This is a genomic window from Alteromonas sp. H02 (assembly GCF_059682525.1).
Window position 1 is genome coordinate 1,948,280 of the sequence record NZ_CM185021.1, and the last position, 19,212, is coordinate 1,967,491.

Below are 19,212 nucleotides of genomic sequence, written 5' to 3' on the forward strand. Positions count from 1 at the left end.
ACCTTCTTTATGTTATTGAAAATGCAAAATAATGGGTAAAAATTGCGCGATATCCGTTGGCCGGTGCCGGCACTGAACCGATATGACTTTTCAGGGTCTTAAAGGTTCCCGCTAAAATGGGCAGAAAGCCATTTTTTGCTTGTCCAATTGTTGTTATATCAACAATCTGTAATAGGGTCGCTTTATTTTGTTTCAAGAGATGTCCGTCCTCAAGTGAATAAATGTTGCAAAATATTCCGCCGCACATTTGCTATTTGTTTAATAGTTTGTAAAAATCTGCCTACTAACTACAGGTCAGACCACTTGATGGTCGCAAATACAGGTTGAATTGCATGGCTAAACAACAATCAGTCACAACGCGCAACGGCGACAGGATCGCTATCGTTGCCGGCCTTAGAACGCCGTTCGCAAAAATGGCTACCTATTTTCACGGCGTGCCCGCGGTGGATTTGGGCAAGATGGTGGTAAACGAACTACTGGTTCGCAATGCGGTGGATCCTAAGCTGGTTGAACAACTGGTGTATGGCCAGGTTGTACAAATGCCCGAAGCGCCCAATATTGCCCGCGAAATTGTGCTGGGCACTGGCATGAACGTACACACCGATGCCTACAGCGTTTCCCGCGCCTGTGCTACCAGCTTTCAGTCTACTGTAAATATTGCCGAGTCGATGATGGCAGGCAATATTGAAGTAGGCGTTGCCGGTGGTGCCGATTCAACGTCTGTTTCGCCTATCGGGGTATCGAAAAAGCTGGCCAGAGCGCTGGTGGATTTGCAGAAAACTAAAACGCTGGGGCAAAAATGGGCTGTGCTTAAAAAGTTGGGCTTAAAAGACCTTATGCCGGTACCCCCTGCTGTTGCTGAATATTCAACCGGCTTATCTATGGGCCAGACGGCAGAGCAAATGGCTAAAAGCCATGGCATTAGTCGTAAGGCTCAGGATGAATTAGCCCACCGTTCACACTCACTGGCAGCCGAAAGCTGGCAGGCGGGTAAGCTGGCCAACGAAGTAATGACTGCCTATGCCGAACCTTATAAAGGCGCGCTTGAGCAAGATAACAACATTCGTTTTGACTCTAAAATCGAAGGGTATGCGAAGCTGCGCCCGGTGTTTGATAAAAAGTATGGCTCAGTCACCGCTGCAAATGCCACGCCGCTTACCGACGGTGCATCTGCCGTACTGATGATGACAGAAAGTAAGGCGAAAGCGTTGGGCTACACGCCACTGGGTTACATCAAGAGTTATGCGTTCGCGGCTATCGATGTGTGGGAAGACATGCTGATGGGGCCTTCTTATGCATCGCCGATGGCGCTGGATAAAGCGGGTATGTCGCTGAACGATTTAACCTTAATCGAAATGCACGAAGCCTTTGCTGCGCAAACGCTGGCCAATATAAAGATGTTCGCCAGTGACAAGTTTGCTCAGGAAAAACTGGGTCGCAGTAAAGCTACCGGCGAAATCGATATGGATAAGTTTAATGTCATGGGGAGCTCTATAGCTTACGGTCACCCGTTTGCGGCCACCGGCACCCGAATGATCACTCAAATGCTTAACGAACTGAACCGCCGAGGCGGCGGAACCGGCCTGTTAACTGCCTGCGCGGCAGGTGGACTAGGTGCAGCGATGATTGTGGAGACAGCATAATGACAGAACAAACTCACAGCGCATTTACGCTGACCAGGCAGGATAACGGTATAGCCATATTAACCATGGACGTGCCGGGTGAGTCGATGAACACTCTGAAGGCTGCGTTTGGCGAAGAAATGACCGTCCTGCTGGATGAAATTGAAAATGACAGCAGTATTAAGGGCGTTGTGTTGGTAAGCGGTAAGGATAATTCCTTTGTTGCCGGTGCCGATATCACCATGCTGGATGCCTGTTCAACTGCTGATGAAGCTATGGCACTGGCCAAAGGCGGGCAGGATATTTTTAATCGCATTGAAAATATGCGCCAGACTTTTGTTGCCGCTATTCATGGGCCTGCGCTGGGCGGTGGCCTGGAATTGGCAATGGCGTGCCATTACCGAATTTGTACCGACAGTTCAGCGACTCAGCTGGGCCTGCCGGAAGTGCAGCTCGGCTTGTTACCCGGCAGTGGAGGCACCCAACGTTTACCCAAACTGGCGGGCATTCAGCAAGCGATTAAAATGATGCTGACGGGCGCATCTGTGCGAGCAAAACAAGCCAAAAAATACGGCATAGTGGATGACGTGGTTCCGCGCTCTGTGTTGGTAGATGTAGCGTCTCAATTTGCCGCTAAGTCGAAACCTTCTCGCAAGGCTGAACCTAAAGGGCTGGTCAGTAAATTTCTTGAGGGCACCGCTCCGGGTCGCAATATCGTATTTAAAAAAGCGGGAGAGCAAACCCAGGCCAAAACACGCGGCAATTACCCGGCACCACAACAGATCCTCGATGTGGTGGCCATTGGTATAAACAAAGGCATGCAGGCGGGCCTGGATGCAGAAGCTAAGGCTTTTGGCCAACTGGTGATGACGCCAGAGTCAAAACAGCTGCGGCAAATTTTCTTCGCAACTACAGCGATGAAAAAAGAGTCTGGTGTTGCTGATGTCCCACCAGAGAAAGTGAATAAGGTGGGTGTGCTCGGCGGCGGCTTGATGGGCGGCGGTATTGCCTACGTTACTGCTACGAAAGCAGGTGTACCAGTACGGATTAAAGATATTCAGCCGGCCGGTATTGCCAATGCCATGAAGTACAGCTACGACCTGCTCAATAAAAAGGTTAAGCGTCGCTTTATGCGTAAGTCTGAGATGCAAAAACAGATGGCATTGTTAACCGGTACGCTGGATTACTCAGGCCTGCAGGACGCCGATATTATTGTTGAAGCAGTATTTGAGGATGTTGGCCTTAAACGTAAAATGGTCGCCGATGTAGAGCAGGGCTGTAAAGCCGAAACCATTTTTGCCTCGAACACCTCATCCATTCCTATTGCTGAAATTGCCGCCGAGGCTGAGCGCCCGGAAAATGTTATCGGCCTGCATTACTTTTCGCCGGTAGATAAAATGCCGCTGGCAGAGGTTATTGCTCACGAGAAAACTTCTGACCAGACAATTTCTACCACCGTGGAGTTTGCTAAAAAGCAAGGTAAAACGCCGGTGGTAGTCAAAGATGGGGCTGGGTTTTACGTAAACCGAATTCTTGCCCCTTACATGAACGAAGCGGCAAGTCTGATTCTGGCCGGCGAGCCTATCGATCACATTGATAAAGCGCTGCTTAACTTTGGTTTCCCGGTGGGACCAGTGAAGCTGCTGGATGAAGTCGGTATCGATGTAGGCACCAAAATTATTCCTATTCTTATGGATGCCTTTGGAGAGCGTTTTTCCGCGCCCTCAGCGTTCGATAAAGTACTGGCAGATGACCGCAAAGGTAAGAAGAATAAAAAAGGCTTTTACGACTATAGCGGTAAAAAGCCAGGTAAAGCGGTAGATGAGAGTATTTACCCACTGCTGGGTGTTTCACCGGCTAAAAGCCGTAGTGAATCAGAGATTTCAGAGCGTTGTGTGCTGATGATGCTTAATGAAGCCGCACGCTGTCTGGATGAAGGGGTTATCCGTAGCGCCAGGGACGGTGATATCGGCGCTATCTTCGGAATTGGTTTTCCACCATTCCTCGGTGGACCTTTCCGCTATATGGACCAGTTAGGTGTAGTAAAAGTGGTGGAGCGGCTAAATCACTATGCTGATAAGGTCGATGCCAAGTTTAAACCAGCGGCCGTACTGGAAACAATGGCAGCCGAAAACACTACCTTTTATTAATCTAGTGTAATTAATATGTTAAAAAATCCGGCTTTCGCCTAATGCCAGTCAGTTAAGAACTGACTGGCATTTTTTTCTTTGAGGGGTATTTAGCCGGTCTATTCCTTACCACTCGTGGATAATACCTGTCAGGTCGTTTGTCCGGTAACCTCATCATCCTCAACGATTCCATCAGGTATTCATAGTGAACTGGCAGTTTGGTCACTGTGTCTGGGATAGTGGTCAGGAAGAACACAATGATATGTCTCATGCAGAGTCCGAAGCTAAGTCGAGAGGGAGATAAATCCGGTATGTCTTTTACTGCATCTAGCATCATCATCCTAATCAGGTTGTAGGCGAGCAATAGTCCCCACAGTTCCTGACGCACCATCTCAGGTTTCTTACTACGAAGCGTTAGTTTTGCCTGATGCAGAGTCTGTTTCATTTCCCTGAAGCCCAACTCTATTTCCCAGCGCTGAACATACACATCAACAACGTCTTCATAGGGAAACTGCATCGCATCAACCATTGAACTAAGCACCCGATAGGTCTTTCCGTCGATTTCGTAGCTGGTCAGTCTCGCTTCGATGGTTTCCGGTAAACCATCGAACTTCTTCCTAGCCTGAGGAGAAGTTTTCAGTGTGACAATAGCATCATCTTCACTTAGTTGATGTTTTACTGTGTATTGTAAATCTTTACGTGCAGGGAGCATCCAGTGCGTGTTGACCCCTTTAGTCATCCACAAGTAGAGTAATCCCAGCGAGTAATAGCCTCTGTCGAACAGGGTCAGAGAGTTATCAGGCACCGAAGGGATAAGCCGTTCAGCGAGGGACATCTCTCCTACATTACGACTATCAAATTCACTGGCCAAAAGAAGGTGGCTGGACGTTTCCATCAGGCTGCACATGCGTACCTGCGGGTACGGATTATCACCCTTGGCATTCCGGTCACAACCAAATGCATTAAGGTTCTCCGTAGTATCCTGAGTACGAAACATCACGCCATCAACCGCCAGTACATTTAAACCACACCACTGCTCAAAAGCGTACTCACCAAATGCCCGCTGTGCCATCAGTTTAAAAGTGTGCCCGACGGCATCTTCCCCCAGTCGTTGGCGCGCTTGTACCACCGCACTAGGCGCAACAAAACGATTTTTACCCGGTAGTGAAACATCGAGTTTATTCGCAATGTCCCAGACAGGGTCGTTACGGAAAAGACTCATACCAACAATGGTAAAAACAACCGAATCCAGAGGTAATCGTCGACGCCTGACGGTCGCTACACCCGATAATTCATAAGCTTGCTGGAGAAGTTCGGGGTCAACGAAAGACATCAGTTTATCGATAGCATTCAAATCTTCTGCATGACCAAATGTATCATCGAGGTGTGTAAGTAAAGACATAAAAAAATCCGATACCAGAGACTGATATCGGATTGTGAACCCGTAGAAAGATCGGTCAACCGATCAGTATAAATTTCTTAACTGATCGGCATTAGGCTTAGGCCGGATTTTTTCATTATAAGCCAAATAAATGATGGTTTTGTTACCAGAAAAGGGTAATATGCGCCCGCTGAAAATGTTGAGTGTTTTTCCAGCAAGTCAAAAAAACCTTATAGATTAAAAGGGCGTCAATATGTTGACAGTAATTTTAGTTTGTCTGGCCAGTAGCTGTTACTTTTTTGTCGAAGCGACAAAAGCCGGACTAGCGGCAAAGCAGTGGGCGTTTGTAGGGTTATTGATGGGCCCGCTGGTGTGGCCAATGTTTTCCATAAGCCGTCATGTGCGGATGAGAAAAGACTGCGGCTTTAATAACGCTTATTTACGCGCGTAGCAGGCATAAAAAAAGGAGCCTGAGCTCCTTTTTTAGAATTCTAAAGTAAATTAAATACGAGCGCCACTGGTTTTAGGCTTGTATTGTTGCGTCTCAGTTGCTACTTCTTTTTTCTGTACAGGAGCTTTCTGAGCGCCATCTTGCTTATCGGCTGCTACAGGTGCGGTTGTAGAAAGTACTAGGGCTACTGCGTATGCTTTCAACATCTTTCTTTCCTCGTTATATTCTTATATACAAAACAAACAAAACTGATTGACAATCCTCATTGTCATTCTTATTAATGCGAACCCTATGCCAACTTTTAATGTCCTTTAAAAACAAAGGTTTGCAGCATCCTTTTGGACGGCGTCAATTTTCCGTTGCCGGTAATTATTGCCGTTCTATGCATTTATCTGCCGCTTATCAGAATACTTAAGGTAAAAGAGTCAAAAAATTGCCTTTATTCGATAAAAAGACGCCAATTAGCACACATTTAAATAAAAGTGCCAAAGTTATTTATATTTGTAACTGGTTAATAACATGCAGGGTTTTATGAAGAAACTGCCTCAGATAGCAGTGTAAGGACAAGTTGTAAGAAATTTAGTAGTAAAGTGAGATGAAACAGTGTAAGCGATCAATATAGACCCGGATCACCCCATTTTATCTAAGTCGCTCGTTAATTTTTTGTCCGCGAATCTCTCTTTCCAGACTCTTGGCGTCAGGTCGAGTACGTCTTTGGCCGGATGCAGTGCTACACGCTGCAATACATCCACGAGGTAATGGTAGGGATTGACGCCTTGCAGGCGGCAAGTCACCATCAGGCTTTGTAATATGCCCAGTTGTTCAGCCCCGAGTTCGGACCAGCAGAACAAATAGTTTTTTCTGCCCATGGGAATAACCCGCAGTGCCCGTTCCAGATGATTGGTATCCAGGGGTAACGCCGGGTTACTCAGGAACACCTTGAGTTGGCTCTCCCGCTCATGCGCATAGTGAAGCGCCTTGGCGAAGGGGGATTTGGGCAGTAAATCGGTGCGCTGGCGTTGTTGGTAGACCCACCGGAAGAACTCAGTGACTAAGGGTTCGCTGTGTTGTTGCCGGTAGGTATGGATATCAGCCAGGTCTGATTGCTTATCCCGGATGTGTTTTTCATGCCGGTAGAGCGTGGCGATGATATCCAGTGCCTGTTGCGCTGTTTGCGGCTCACTGTCGAGGGCTTTTTCAAAGCCTCTGCGCATGTGTACCCAACAGGCAGCGTGCACAATCTGCAGTTCGTGTTGATTTAATTGTTCAACCGTTTTGGTGTAAGCGGCATAGCCGTCGGTCAGCAAGGTACCGGTAAAGTCCTGTAGCTGTGCTTTGGCATGCAACATGCCCCGGCTGTGACTCCAGGTAAACGCCACCTCATCACTGTCACCGTACATCGGCCAGAAGTAGGTTTGTTTCATTTGCCCCGGTTTTCGGCCAGCCCCTTTGGTACGCCCGGCTTTAATGGGCACTTCATCCATGGTCAGTATGTTGCTTTGCAGAATGTGCTGCCACTGGGCCTTGGCGATGGGCCGAAGCAGCTCAATGCCTTGTTGTATCCAGTTGATTAAGGTAGCCCGGCTAAGGGTGATACCGCTATCGAGCATCCGTTGATGTTGGCGGTGAAGCGGTAAGTGATATACCGCTTTATCCACCATCAGCCCAGCGAGTAGTGAGACATCGCAGTAACAGCCTTCCAGTACATTGATGGGGGCTGGGGTATCCTTAAGGGTTTGCGTGGTTTTATGACGCACGACCTGACGACGATACACCAGTACCACATAACTGCCGGGCTGTTGTGCTAAGCGACGGGTTTCTTTGATATCAACGACATCATACTGGTCGGCATTCGTTCCTTGTAACTCAGGCGCAGGCACATCAATAATCAGCTGAGGCACCGTCTCATCAAAACGCAGGCCTTCATCATTCACATCCGAGTCGCGACGTTGCTTTTGTGAGGAACGGGTATGGGCCTTCACCGGTTTGGTGTCTGCCGGTAAGGCGTGTGTCTCACCCTCATCAAACAAACTGCTCTGCGCCGGATTATCCACTAACACTTTTTCAGACTTACGCCCGAACAACTGGCGTTTAAGCCAGTCCAGTTGATGCTTTAATTGTGCAACTTCATCTGATAAAGCCGCAATTTGTGCATCTTTTGAGGTGTTATTCGAAGGCGTTTTCATGGCGTAAATTATAGCAAAATCAGTTAATTAAATCGCCTGTTTTGTTTGTCTTTTTGCCAGTAAATGCCATCAATCAAACACTGTAACTGGGCACTGTTGAGCGGTGTTTTTGCGTTGCCGTCAGACACGTTGGCGTAAGTCCCTTTTTCTAACCGTTTACTCCACAAACAATAACCGCCCTGGTAGTAATACAACACCTTGAGCTGGGTGCGGCGCTTATTGATAAACACAAACCAGTCGCCACAATGCGCTTGCATCCCCAGTTTGCCCTGTACCAGTGCCGCCAGCCCATCAAACTGTTTGCGCATATCCGTATTACCGGTATACAGCCAAATACGCCCATTGGATAAGGGTAACATCAGGCAGCCCGGTTCATCCGCAGCACCACACCACCGGGTAATGCCAGTTCAATCTCCCAGGCAGAGCCTGCGCTCTGGTTCGCACTTGCTGGCATATCAAAGGCAAGCCAGTTATCTTGCTGCGCAAGCGATTGGCTATCATCGCTCAGTTTTTTACGCCACAGATAGAAGTTTGATACTGTTAACGCATGCTGTGCACAAAATTCACTGACCGACAGTTCGCTTGCTGCTTGCTTATCAATCAATTCCTGCCATTGCTCGCGTGTACGTCTTTTTGTTGCCATCGATTAAGTCTCCGTGAGTAAAATCTACGGGGACCATTTTACGGGGTAGCTCCGCCGGGAAAAGACGGTCTAAATTGATCGCTTACGAAACAGTTATGCATTAGCATTAATCCCTGCCAGCTTACACCTGGCTAGCGGGACATAAGAATGGCAGTAAAAAGTGACCGGCGCCTGCGACATAAGTCATTACAGACTTAGTTAGGTTGGAGAAACCTTATTAATGATTTTATGCAGTAAGCTGTTTTCACGGAGTAGCTTCTCAAAGCGTTCTGCATTGAGTGGTTTGCTGTACAGGAAACCCTGCAGCATTTCGCAGTCGTAGCGGCGCAGAATATTCAGTTGCTCTTCATATTCCACCCCTTCGGCAACCACTTTCAGGCCCAGGTTGTGAGCAATATTGATAATTGCAGCCGCCATATGACGATCGACATTACTGTTGGCGATATCATCAATAAAGGCTTTATCGATTTTTAACGTATTGAGTGGGAATTTCTTCAGATAAGCCAGCGAAGAGTAGCCGGTACCAAAGTCATCCAGTGCCAGGTGAATACCGCGATCACGCAGCCGCTGCATCATTCTCAGGCCTTCTTCCGGGTTTTCCATCAGGGTGCCTTCAGTAATCTCACACTCTAAGTGAAGAGGAGACAGGCCTACCTGACGAAGCACGTTTTCTATGCGGTCATCAAGGTCTGGTAATTCAAACTGTTTCGCCGAAATATTTACAGCCACCCGGCCGCTGAATAAGCCTTCACTGACCCAGCGTTTGGTATCTTCGCAGGCTTTGCGTAAAACCTGTTCACCAATCTCGATTATCTGGCCTGTTTGCTCCGCCAGAGGAATAAACTGGCCTGGGCTGACAATACCCTTATTCGGGTGTTCAAAGCGCACCAGCGCTTCCATGCTTACCAGCTTACCGGTGGTGATATCGACTTTTGGTTGATAGTAAACGGTGAACAAGTTGTCTTTTATACCCTGACGGATTAGGTTTTCTATCTGTAACTGCCTGACGGCATTCTGGTTCATTTCGCCACTGAAGAACTGATAGCTGTTACCGCCATTGTTTTTAGCGAAATACATGGCCGTATCGGCGTTTTTCAACAACTCCTGAGGTGAGGAACCATCTTCAGGGAATAGGGCAATACCAATACTGGCACCCAGCACAAACTCTTGTTTGTTGATGATAAAGGGCCGTGAAAGCGTATTTAAAATACTTTGGGCAAAGTGGGTAATGGTATGTATATCTGAAAAGTCTTCCATCAGAATACTGAATTCGTCACCGCCCAGACGATAGCAGGTAGAATTGCTGTCGGTCATGCGCTGGATGCGCTTGGCGATTTGCTTAATCAATATGTCGCCGGTTTGGTGACCGAGCGAGTCGTTAATCTTTTTAAAGTTATCCATATCCAGACAGAGTAGGGCATGGGGTGTCGCACGGCGTACCAGGTTGCTATGACTGGCCTGGAAAAACGAACGGTTAGGTAACTCGGTGAGTGGATCGGAGTTAGCCAGCTTCAAAAGTTCTTTTTCCGTGCTCTTACGGGAAGTGATGTCTGAAAATACGCCTACAAAGTGCGAGATCCGGCCGTCGTCGTCATGCACCGCATCGATATTCAGTTCGATTTCGTAACGTTCGCCATTTACCCGGCTACTTTCTACTTCACCACTCCAGTTACCTCGGGATCTTAGCGTTTTCTTAATCTCTTCGGTAAAAGCTTCCGGGTACTGATGGAAATACAGGTAAGTAGCCAATGCCTGATCCCGGGTTTCACCAGTATAAGTACAGTAGGCATTATTCACCGATATAAAGCGGAATTTGGTATCGGTAATGAACACGCCTTCAGAAATGTTTTCGATAGAGCGCTTAAACAGGTTGAGCTGCTCTTCGGCATCTTTCAGATGTTGAATATCCTTCAATGTGCCTGTCATCCGGATGGGCTCATTGTTGTGGTCCCGCTGTACCACTTTGCCGCGATCCAGAATCCATAACCAGGTGTTGGTGAAGGTTTTGGTACGGTATGCGATTTCGTAAAAATCCGTTTTACCATCAAGGTGTTCTTTCAGTGCATCCTGTACGCGCTTAAGATCATGGGGATGGATATTGGCGTCATAAGCGCTACTGGTGCGGATATCGTCCTGAGGGAAGTCCAGGGTACCCCAGGTGTTTGACCGGTAAACCTGGCCTCGATAAACATCCCAGTCCCACAACTCATCGCCACTGCTCCAAAGCGTGAGTTTTAAGCGTTCTTCCGACTCGGAAACAGCAATGCGCTGACGACGACGGACGTGATATTGTCGAACTACATACAAAGTTAAAATTGCAGCAAAAAAACCATAAAAGATGAGAGCGGCAGGGTGTAACCAGGCGGGGGGGAGTATTGTAAGTTTTAGCTCGCGAGACTCAGACCAAATTTTGCCATTTTCGCTGGCTTGAACCTCGAAAGTGTAGTCACCAAAAGATACATTATTGTAATATGCTTGCCGCTCTGGGCCAGACTCTGTCCAGTTACTATCAAGGCCATCAAGACGGTAGCGGTATTTGACGGCGGAGGGGGATACTGCGTTGATTATGCCAAACCCAAAACTAAAACGTGAGACGTCGCTAGCGAGAGTTAAAGAGTCCTTTAAGTACAAAGGTTTGTCTAACGATTCACTATTGGGGTCAATTTTTTGTTCTTTACCAAAGACTTTTAATGAGAAGAGTTGAGGTTTTTCGGAAAGAATTTCATTCACTTCCCTAAATGTTAAGAATTCAGGATAAAAAAAGTGAAACCCTTTACCACCACCAAAAACAAGCGCATTGTCTCTTGTTTTTAAAATAGCCCCTTCGGAGTATCCATTATATTCAAGTTGTGTTTCGCTAAGGGTCAAATCAATTTGTACGTTAGGCAATGCTACTTGATATATTTCGGTCTCAGTTGCGATCCATATAGAGTCCTTGAACCCGACCGCCGATAAGACTTCTGAGTAAAATTCCGGAATATTGTGGTGGCGGACTAAATTAAGAGTATTTTTGTCAAGTTGAAATATTCCTGAAGAGTGCGTAGTAAGCCAGTAGTGGTTGCCCCAATCGTAAACTGATTTTACTTGAGTCGCATCTTTACCGTCTCTGAGCTTTAAATCTATTGTTGTCACTATTTCATCAGTTGAAGGATCAACTATCTTTATCTTACCCAGTGCTGTAAGCCAGATATTCCCATCATTATCGGAGTACACCGGAACATTGATCGTATTTTTGAATATATCTGCGTGATAGTTTTCAGAATAATTCAAGCGAGAGTTTGGGTTACGACCACCAGTTGAATTATCAGGTTCGATAGAAACCAGTCCTTTGTCTTGTGTCCAAGTCCAAATACGCTGGCCATCAAAATAAATGGAATCAACTATCTCGCCTGAGAGAAAAGAACCAACTAAATTGAGGTCATTATTAACTGGTACATATAACTCCAGACCACTGTGAGTTCCTATCCAAATATTATTTTTTAAGTCTATTTCCATATCCCAGATCTGAGACGGATAGTCTGAAATAAAATATTTGAGAGTTTTATTTGTGAGATTAAATTTGACTAAGCCTTTACCTTGAGTCGCAATCCATAGGTTATCGTTTGAGTCTTCTTTTATTGCCCAAATGCGCTTTGAACCGCTACCTGAGTCGTCAATATGAGTATAAAGTGCCAGTGAATTAGTAGAAGGATTGTGTCTGTAGAGTCCTTCGTACATAGCAAGCCAAACAGAACCTGTAGAGTCTGGGTAAATTTGTCTGACAAAATGGTTATTAAGTTTGGTGAGATTTCTGTTTTTTTCAGATAGCAGCGTAAGTTTGTCTTTGGTTGGATTGTAAATACCCAGACCGTTTTCAGTCCCTATCCAAATAGTGCCGTCTTCTACTTGCTTAATGGACCTAATAATATTATTGACCATAGATGGGTAGGTAGTGGAGTTAATCGCTTTAACCTGTTCACCCTGATTGTTAAAAACTAACACTCCCTCACTCGTTCCGAGCCAGTATTCTCCATTTATGACTTGAATATCTAGAATAGAAGTGGCGGTAAGATTTATTCCCCATTGGTTGACCTGTTTAAGTGAATATAGTCTTCTAGACTTTTTATCGTATATATATGCACCGGATGCATAAGTACCAATCCAAATTCTGGTCGGTTCATTACGAATAACCTCAATGTCATCGGGAAAGTCGATACGGGGATCTAGAACCTCTAATTGATTAGAAGCTGCGTCAAGGATATATAAATTCGAAGTGTCAGCTACAATGATATTACCTTGTTGGTCTTCAGTAATTGACCAAATATCATCACTTTTAAGTTGCGAATTATCACTGTTAAAAACCGTAAAACTATCGGTTTCCGGGTGATACTTAGCGAGGCCATTATAGGTACCTATCCACAGTTCCTCAGCATCAGATAAATACATATGTCTGGCAAAGCCAGGTGGAATAGAGTTTGGATTTTGTGGGTTGTGTCGGAAATGTTTGAAATTGTAGCCGTCGTAACGATAAAGTCCATCAGACGCCCCGATCCAGATATAGCCGTACTGGTCTTCTACAATGGACATCATTGTGCCTGTAGAAATGCCATCCTCTCTGCTGTACTCGTTAAAGCGGATATCACCAGCAGCCGCGGCAGCAAAAACTGCACGGGTAAATAGGAATAGCACTGAAATTATCAGTACAAAAGTCGTTCTTTGGGTTGAGCGCACCATACACCTTTGGCATTGAATGCCTTATCTTTTTTACTTCTTATCGTGTCTAGCTTCCCTACTATCCGCTACCCAATATGCCCAATAAACAGCGTCTCTACAAGGTTTTTTTTGATTGCCATCACTGCCTGTGTATTTCTTGGGCAACCCGTGGTGACAGTAGGAGGAAAGAGGGGATTAAATGCTCAAAGGTAAAATTCAACTTTAGATTTAAAATCCGCGATATTCGGAATAAAGACGTCATTTGCGACGTTCATGGTTTTAAATTTACCCGGGGCAAACAATACCAGTTGTCCGAAAGTCTGGTTGAGATTCATGTCGGTGGCGTAGTGTTCGATATCGCTGAATCGCATCGACTCGATAGCCTGTGCAAGGCGTTGGTTGTTATTAAGTTGCGGGTCTTTGGCGCCCAGGCTTTGCCAGATATTTTGAGAACGCATGGATTGATTAATATCAACATCCTGCAACTGCTTTAACAGGTTGCGCCGAATGTGTGGCCAGTAACCTTCATAAAAGGCTTTTTCACTGGTTTGCTGCTGCAAAAACGTGGAGATGTGGTCGAGCAAAACCTGCGGGGCATTGTTGGGGCTTTGAATGTAAAAAGCGATGCCCGGATGCTGATTATGCGGAACATAACCGGTACCCACAATATAGCCTAGTTGCTTCTCTGTACGCAGGGTAGTGAAGAAGGAGCCCGCCAACATTTGTTCCAGTACCATGCACATGGCGACATCCTGGATGTCATTGCTGGGCGCCTGTAGATACAAAACAACCGCGGCGTCATCGTGCTCACAGGCTACTTCATGATATAAGGTTTTACCCACCGGTAACTTGGCAACCGGGCGTGGCAGCGGCGGCGCTTTGGCAGAGACGGTTTGTGTCAGTACGCTGTCAACAATGCGCTGGGCAGCGCTGGACGACCAGTTACCGTGAATCAGCCCGTCTACATGGTAGTAATCAAAGGCTCTGTCTCGTAGTCGCTGAATATCATCAAACTGACAATGCTGCACGGCATCCAGCATTTCTACCGGCGCGTGTGTGTTCTTTTGAATTAATACACTCAGGCGCGAGAATAAGCGGTTAATCGGCTTATTTAGCAGTGTGTTATGTAAGCTCTGACACTGCATTAACTGCACTTGTTTAAAGGTCTGTGGATCTGGTGTGAATCCCTTGATGGCATCTATCAGATGATTCAGTAATTGTCCCTGCTGGGCACTGAACCCTCTGGTGTGAATACTAAACCCACCCTGGTGGCCGTATATCCGGTAATGTAGTCCGGCTATTTCCGCCCGATAGAAGCGACCCTGCAGAAAATCATTAAGCGCGGCCAGCCATAGCCTTTTCGCCGCTACCTGGTGAATATTTTGGGCCAAAGACGGGATATCAAAAGACACGAAAATATCACCTTTGGGTACATTGAATATGTGATCCTGACAAAACCAGAAATCAAACCCTTTATCACTTACTATTTGTTGCGGCAGTGCAAATTGTGCTTCATTTTTACAAAGGCTGTAGCTGTCGCCGATAAAAGGGTTTGGAGGCGACATAAATATAGCCTGCACCGGGCTGGGAGTCTGCCACGCTGCCAGTTGCTGCTCTGTATAAGACTCAATCGCATAGGCTGCATCGTAATAAGCACACCTTTTAGTGGTGTGCACGCCCTGAGCTATGACTTTCACCCGCATATTCGCCGGCGTAAAATAAGCCAGAGCATCACACAAGCTTTGCTGAGTTAAGGTTTCAGAAACACAGGCGTTGGCGATCTCATCCCAACTAAAATATTGATGTAGTTCAGCCAGTTCACTGATTGCCTGCAGAGGCTTATGGGAATCATCGTATTGCCGGGCCAATTGATTCAATTTGGCTTTTTCCTGCAAGCGCCATTCTTCCGTAGCGGCTTGCTTAAGTTGCTCAATCACATAAAACACCGCGTTGATGATATCGTTTTGCTGTTTGAGTCCGCTTTCGGTTAGTTGCAGGTTAATATTAAAATCTTTGAAATTCTGCCCTTCGATACCAGAGCCGGCAATCAGATTGCTGATCCAGCCTTTTGCTTTGAGATAGGCAAACAAGCTGCCTGAGGCCTCATCGCCCAGTACATGGCTGATAAAATCCAGCGGCTTGCTACTGATATCCAGATGCAAGGCTGGCAAAGCAAAAGTAATGATCAGGCGCTTTGCGGCCTGCAACGGCTCAATATTAATTTGCGTGCCTAATTGCCCCGCCGTATACAGGGGCGGTAATTCAAGTTCAGCAGCGGATCCCGCAGCGAGCAGGCCAAAGGAACCTTCCAACCAGGGCGTTAACTGACTAACGCTAAAAGGCGAATATACACACAAAGTAAGGTTTTTCGCGCAATAGTACTGCTCATGAAAATTGCTGAGCATTTCTTTTAGCGTAGATACCGGAAACTGGTTAAATATGAGTTCATTGCCAACTGAAAACTTGGCGAAAGGGTGCGCCGGGTTGGCCGTTTCCTTATGGATTTGATAGAGCCGTCGTAAGTCGTCCTTGCGTTTGTACTGATACTCCGCATCGATGGACTGAATTTCAGCCGCTATGCGCTCTTGCTTAAAGTGCGGTGCTCCCAGCATTGCAGCTAAAGCGGGCAGTAAGCGTGGCAACGCCTGGGCATGAGCCTGAAAATGGTAATTGGCAAAATCAGTGCCTGTCCAGGCATTAATTGAACCGCCAGCCTGCTCAACAGCATCGTTTATGCCATTTGCTTCGGGCAGGAAATCGTTACCCATAAACAACATGTGTTCCAGCAGATGCGCCAGCCCCGGACAATCAGTGGGGTCAAAGAAGTGGCCAGCCTTACCGCTAACCGACACGCAGCAGGTGTCTACTTCAGGTTTATGAATAACGAGTACCCGGAGTCCATTTTCGAGAACAAGTGATTCAGTACTGTTTAAGTCCTGGGAAATATTCAATGTATTTGTCTTCGCTTATTCGCTTATTATTATACTTCCGGCCCGGCTCACGGACTGAGTCATCCCACCTTAGTCTAAGTCAATGCGATAGTACTAGGCGAGGGGCGCGACCTTTGTTATCGTACACTTGTCATTTCTCATCATATTAGCAATGTTATGTCAGGTCAAAGCAGCAAAGACGACATTTTAATTTTTATCATGCGCCATGGTGAGGCCGAGGGACTCCTTACCGATGACAAGAGCCGGCGGCTTACTGCCGTGGGTAACGCGGAAGTTGGGGCCTCCAGCCATTGGCTGGCAGAGAGCTATTGCCTCGACAATCAGATCGCTACCGCACTGGTCAGTCCATACACCCGTACCCGGCAATCTTATCAACAGGTTGCCAGTACGTTGCATGCCAGTCAGTTTGAAATCTGCGCCGACATCACGCCTGATGGCAATGTAAAACTGGTTCACGATTACGTCGACGTCCTGGCCCGGCAGAGCATCAAGAACAATGCCGGTCAGCCGCTATTGCTGGTGAGTCATATGCCATTTGTATCGTTTTTTCTCGACGAAATCTGCGATGTGCCAAAGATGTCGTTGTTCGCCACTGGCTCAGTGGCGGTGGTGCGCTATTCATTAAGCCGCAGTAAAGGCGTGTTACTCAAGCACTATCAGGGGCTGTAACTGGCATACCAGTATGAGCTGGCGTTATCTGCAATCTTTCCTGCTTTGAATTTCTGTTTATTCTGATACATTTTTGCTTTAGAAATCCGGCCGCTTTCCGATATAGAACCTGTAGTGAATCTATTATTTGAGAGAGTATGTCCGGCCAGTCGATCCCTGAACAGTTGCGTAAATCGCTTCAGCGTCATGTTGAGGAAGCAGACCTGCACGAAGACGAAGAGCTGACGCAACTGATGGGCAAATTAAGTGATTTGTCGGCCAAGGTGGCAGCGGCCAAAGCAAAGGCTCTGGCCAAGCGGAAGATTACTCGTTAGGGGTAGGCGCGCTTTCCCGGAAATACTCAGGCATCACCCGCACGGTTTTAATCATATTTTCGTTAATATCAATAATCTCAATTGGATATCCTGCTAAACGCAGGCTGACATTGTTCTCCGGAATTTCTTCCAGGTATTCCAGAATCAAACCGTTAAGGGTTTTAGGACCTTCGGTAGGAAAACTCCAGTCCATCTCTTTATTTAATTCACGAATGTTGGCACTGCCATCTACCAATACGCTGCCATCCTGTTGAATGGAGACTTCCTTACTGTGGTCGGGCAGGTTAGTGGTGGTGAAGTCACCAATAATTTCTTCCAGAATATCTTCCAGTGTTACCAGGCCCTGAATATCACCGTATTCATCAACGACCAGGGCAATCCGCTCTTTCTCAGCCTGAAACTGATACATCAGGGTATGCAGGGGAATAGACTCGGGCGCAAAATAGATTTCCCTTACTGCGCGTAGCAGTGAGGCCTTGGTAAATTGATCTTTAGATAACAAGCGCAGGGCGTCGCGCACGTGCACAAAGCCAACCGCATCATCAATACTATCGCGGTATAACAACACGCGGGTATGTTGCGCCGTAGTGAGTTGCTTCTGAATGATTTTCCAGTCGTCATTAATATCAATGGCAACAATATCACTGCGCGGCACCATAATGTCTTCTGCAGTAACATTTTCTAAATCCAGAATGCTAACCAGCATGTCCTGGTGCTTTTTAGGGATCATGGTACCGGCCTCATACACCACGGTTCGCAGCTCTTCGCGGCTGAGGGAGTCGCCCGCACCGTCATGTGGCCTGATACGCATTATCGCCAGAATGCCGTTGGTAATGCCGTTAATAAAGGCAACGAAAGGGTAAAGGACTTTCAGTAACGGCGACAGGATCAGCGAGCTGGGAAAAGCAATTTTTTCCGGGTACAGCGCCGCCAGTGTTTTAGGCGTCACTTCAGCAAAAATAAGCAGGATGATGGTCAGGCCAATGGTGGTAGCAAACACCGCCCAGTATTCGCCAAACCAGCGGGTACAAATAATGGTCGCTATGGCTGAGGCGGCAATGTTAACCAGGTTATTACCGATAAGGATCAAACCGATCAAACGGTCTGGGCGGTCGAGGAGTTTCTGGACCCGGTTAGCCCCGCGGTGCCCTTCGCCCTGAAGGTGCTTTAAGCGGTAGCGGTTGATAGACATCATTCCAGTTTCCGAACTGGAAAAATAGGCTGAAAGTGCAATCAAAATGCCCAGTGCAATCAGCAGTGCACTGGTAGATATGTCGTCCAACTAAGGAATCCCTTGTACTAATTAGAACCACCAATGTAGACAGTCAGCTACGTGGTTTCAAGTGTTTATTCGGTGAATGCGACTATAAGAGTACTTCGCTGACAAACCGGCTGCCAAAATAAGCCAGAGAGAGCAGAATTACGCCAACTACAGTTAGTGATATGACTTGTTTTCCGCGCCAGCCCCAGAGTTTCTGGCCAACCAGCAGCACAATAAAAACAATCAGACCGGCAATGGATAATACCGTTTTATGGATATAACCGCGACTAAACATGTTGTCGAGGAAGATAAAGCCACTTAACTGAGCAATAACCAGCAAGATGGTGCCCAGTAAAATCAGCTTGAAAAGTATCGACTCAACCAGCATAAGCGGCGGCAGCGAAGAGTGTAATAAGCCAGCGCCTTTATGTTTAAGCTGGTGGGTTATATAAGACATCTGCAGCGCATATAAAAAGCCAATCACCAGCGCCCCGTAGGCAAACAGTGATAACGTAATATGAATCACCAGTCCCGGACGCATGTCGATATGCATAATATGGCTGACCGGTACAAACATGGATGCCAGCACCGTAAACGCGGAAAAGCTGAATACCACGGGTAATAAGATGGTATTGGGTAACAGGCTGCTGCTAACCAGCATTGATAACGTTATCAGCCAGGCAACCAGTGAGAGTACGTTGGTAATACTCATATTCTGTCCGGCCTGAGCGGCCAGAATCGCATCGCCCAGATAAAATGAGTGAAATACCACTGCCAGTGCCGCAATACTCAGCGACAGCATGCGGTTAGGCCCCTGATTATGAAAAAATCGCCCCGTCACCGAAACCGCTGAAAACAAATAGGCAGCAACTGCCAACAGCGCAAACAAGGTAGCCATTCGTTGTAGATAACC

Annotated in this window: 15 protein-coding genes; 5 read left to right on the forward strand and 10 right to left on the reverse strand. The window is 46.8% G+C overall.

Annotated elements, in window-relative coordinates; all coding sequences use genetic code 11:
* Window positions 1-7 precede the first annotated feature (7 nt).
* Window positions 8-196 carry a hypothetical protein gene (locus AC566Q_RS08915; RefSeq protein WP_499615913.1) on the reverse strand — a complete coding sequence of 63 codons (189 nt, stop codon included), beginning with the start codon at window positions 194-196 and terminating at the stop codon, window positions 8-10.
* A 136-nt stretch (window positions 197-332) separates the two neighbouring features.
* Between AC566Q_RS08915 and fadI the strand changes: the two genes are divergently transcribed.
* Window positions 333-1,643 (forward strand): acetyl-CoA C-acyltransferase FadI, encoded by a 1,311-nt coding sequence (gene fadI / locus AC566Q_RS08920; RefSeq protein WP_499615916.1) that lies wholly within the window; start codon window positions 333-335, stop codon window positions 1,641-1,643.
* Window positions 1,643-3,772 carry a fatty acid oxidation complex subunit alpha FadJ gene (gene fadJ / locus AC566Q_RS08925; RefSeq protein WP_499615919.1) on the forward strand — a complete coding sequence of 710 codons (2,130 nt, stop codon included), beginning with the start codon at window positions 1,643-1,645 and terminating at the stop codon, window positions 3,770-3,772. The genes fadI and fadJ overlap by 1 nt, the downstream gene beginning before the upstream one ends.
* A 52-nt stretch (window positions 3,773-3,824) precedes the next feature.
* On the opposite strand, the gene AC566Q_RS08930 is transcribed toward fadJ, so the two are convergent.
* Window positions 3,825-5,153 (reverse strand): IS4 family transposase, encoded by a 1,329-nt coding sequence (locus AC566Q_RS08930; protein ID WP_105933986.1) that lies wholly within the window; start codon window positions 5,151-5,153, stop codon window positions 3,825-3,827.
* 232 nt (window positions 5,154-5,385) lie between these two features.
* Here AC566Q_RS08930 and AC566Q_RS08935 point away from each other — a divergent pair, with 232 nt between their 5' ends.
* Window positions 5,386-5,583, forward strand: coding sequence for a hypothetical protein (locus AC566Q_RS08935; protein WP_499615921.1), 198 nt, complete (start codon window positions 5,386-5,388; stop codon window positions 5,581-5,583).
* 50 nt (window positions 5,584-5,633) lie between these two features.
* On the opposite strand, the gene AC566Q_RS08940 is transcribed toward AC566Q_RS08935, so the two are convergent.
* From AC566Q_RS08940 to AC566Q_RS08965, 6 genes are all read right to left on the reverse strand, one after another.
* Window positions 5,634-5,789, reverse strand: a complete 156-nt coding sequence (locus AC566Q_RS08940; protein ID WP_499615924.1) for a hypothetical protein — start codon at window positions 5,787-5,789, stop codon at window positions 5,634-5,636.
* A 423-nt stretch (window positions 5,790-6,212) separates the two neighbouring features.
* Window positions 6,213-7,769 (reverse strand): IS66 family transposase, encoded by a 1,557-nt coding sequence (gene tnpC, locus AC566Q_RS08945; RefSeq protein ID WP_499615926.1) that lies wholly within the window; start codon window positions 7,767-7,769, stop codon window positions 6,213-6,215.
* Window positions 7,770-7,792: 23 nt separating this feature from the next.
* Window positions 7,793-8,128, reverse strand: coding sequence for an IS66 family insertion sequence element accessory protein TnpB (tnpB, locus tag AC566Q_RS08950; RefSeq protein WP_499615928.1), 336 nt, complete (start codon window positions 8,126-8,128; stop codon window positions 7,793-7,795).
* Complete coding sequence (gene tnpA / locus AC566Q_RS08955) at window positions 8,128-8,412, reverse strand: IS66 family insertion sequence element accessory protein TnpA (RefSeq protein ID WP_499615930.1); 285 nt, start codon at window positions 8,410-8,412, stop codon at window positions 8,128-8,130. The genes tnpB and tnpA overlap by 1 nt, the downstream gene beginning before the upstream one ends.
* Window positions 8,413-8,610: 198 nt before the next feature.
* A complete protein-coding gene (locus tag AC566Q_RS08960; RefSeq protein WP_499615932.1) occupies window positions 8,611-13,080 on the reverse strand; it encodes an EAL domain-containing protein in 4,470 nt (1,489 codons plus the stop codon).
* Between the two features lie 227 nt (window positions 13,081-13,307).
* Window positions 13,308-16,055, reverse strand: a complete 2,748-nt coding sequence (locus AC566Q_RS08965) for an insulinase family protein (protein ID WP_499615934.1) — start codon at window positions 16,053-16,055, stop codon at window positions 13,308-13,310.
* Window positions 16,056-16,211: 156 nt separating this feature from the next.
* On the opposite strand from AC566Q_RS08965, the gene sixA reads away from it, so the two are divergent.
* Window positions 16,212-16,724, forward strand: coding sequence for a phosphohistidine phosphatase SixA (gene sixA, locus AC566Q_RS08970; RefSeq protein WP_105936099.1), 513 nt, complete (start codon window positions 16,212-16,214; stop codon window positions 16,722-16,724).
* Between the two features lie 137 nt (window positions 16,725-16,861).
* On the forward strand, window positions 16,862-17,038 hold the full coding sequence (locus AC566Q_RS08975; RefSeq protein ID WP_164464666.1) for a hypothetical protein: 177 nt from the start codon (window positions 16,862-16,864) through the stop codon (window positions 17,036-17,038).
* On the opposite strand, the gene AC566Q_RS08980 is transcribed toward AC566Q_RS08975, so the two are convergent.
* On the reverse strand, window positions 17,028-18,320 hold the full coding sequence (locus AC566Q_RS08980) for an HlyC/CorC family transporter (RefSeq protein ID WP_105936098.1): 1,293 nt from the start codon (window positions 18,318-18,320) through the stop codon (window positions 17,028-17,030). The two genes, AC566Q_RS08975 and AC566Q_RS08980, sit on opposite strands and share 11 nt — an antisense overlap.
* Before the next feature lie 82 nt (window positions 18,321-18,402).
* Window positions 18,403-19,197 (reverse strand): cytochrome C assembly family protein, encoded by a 795-nt coding sequence (locus AC566Q_RS08985; protein WP_105936097.1) that lies wholly within the window; start codon window positions 19,195-19,197, stop codon window positions 18,403-18,405.
* Window positions 19,198-19,212: the final 15 nt, after the last annotated feature.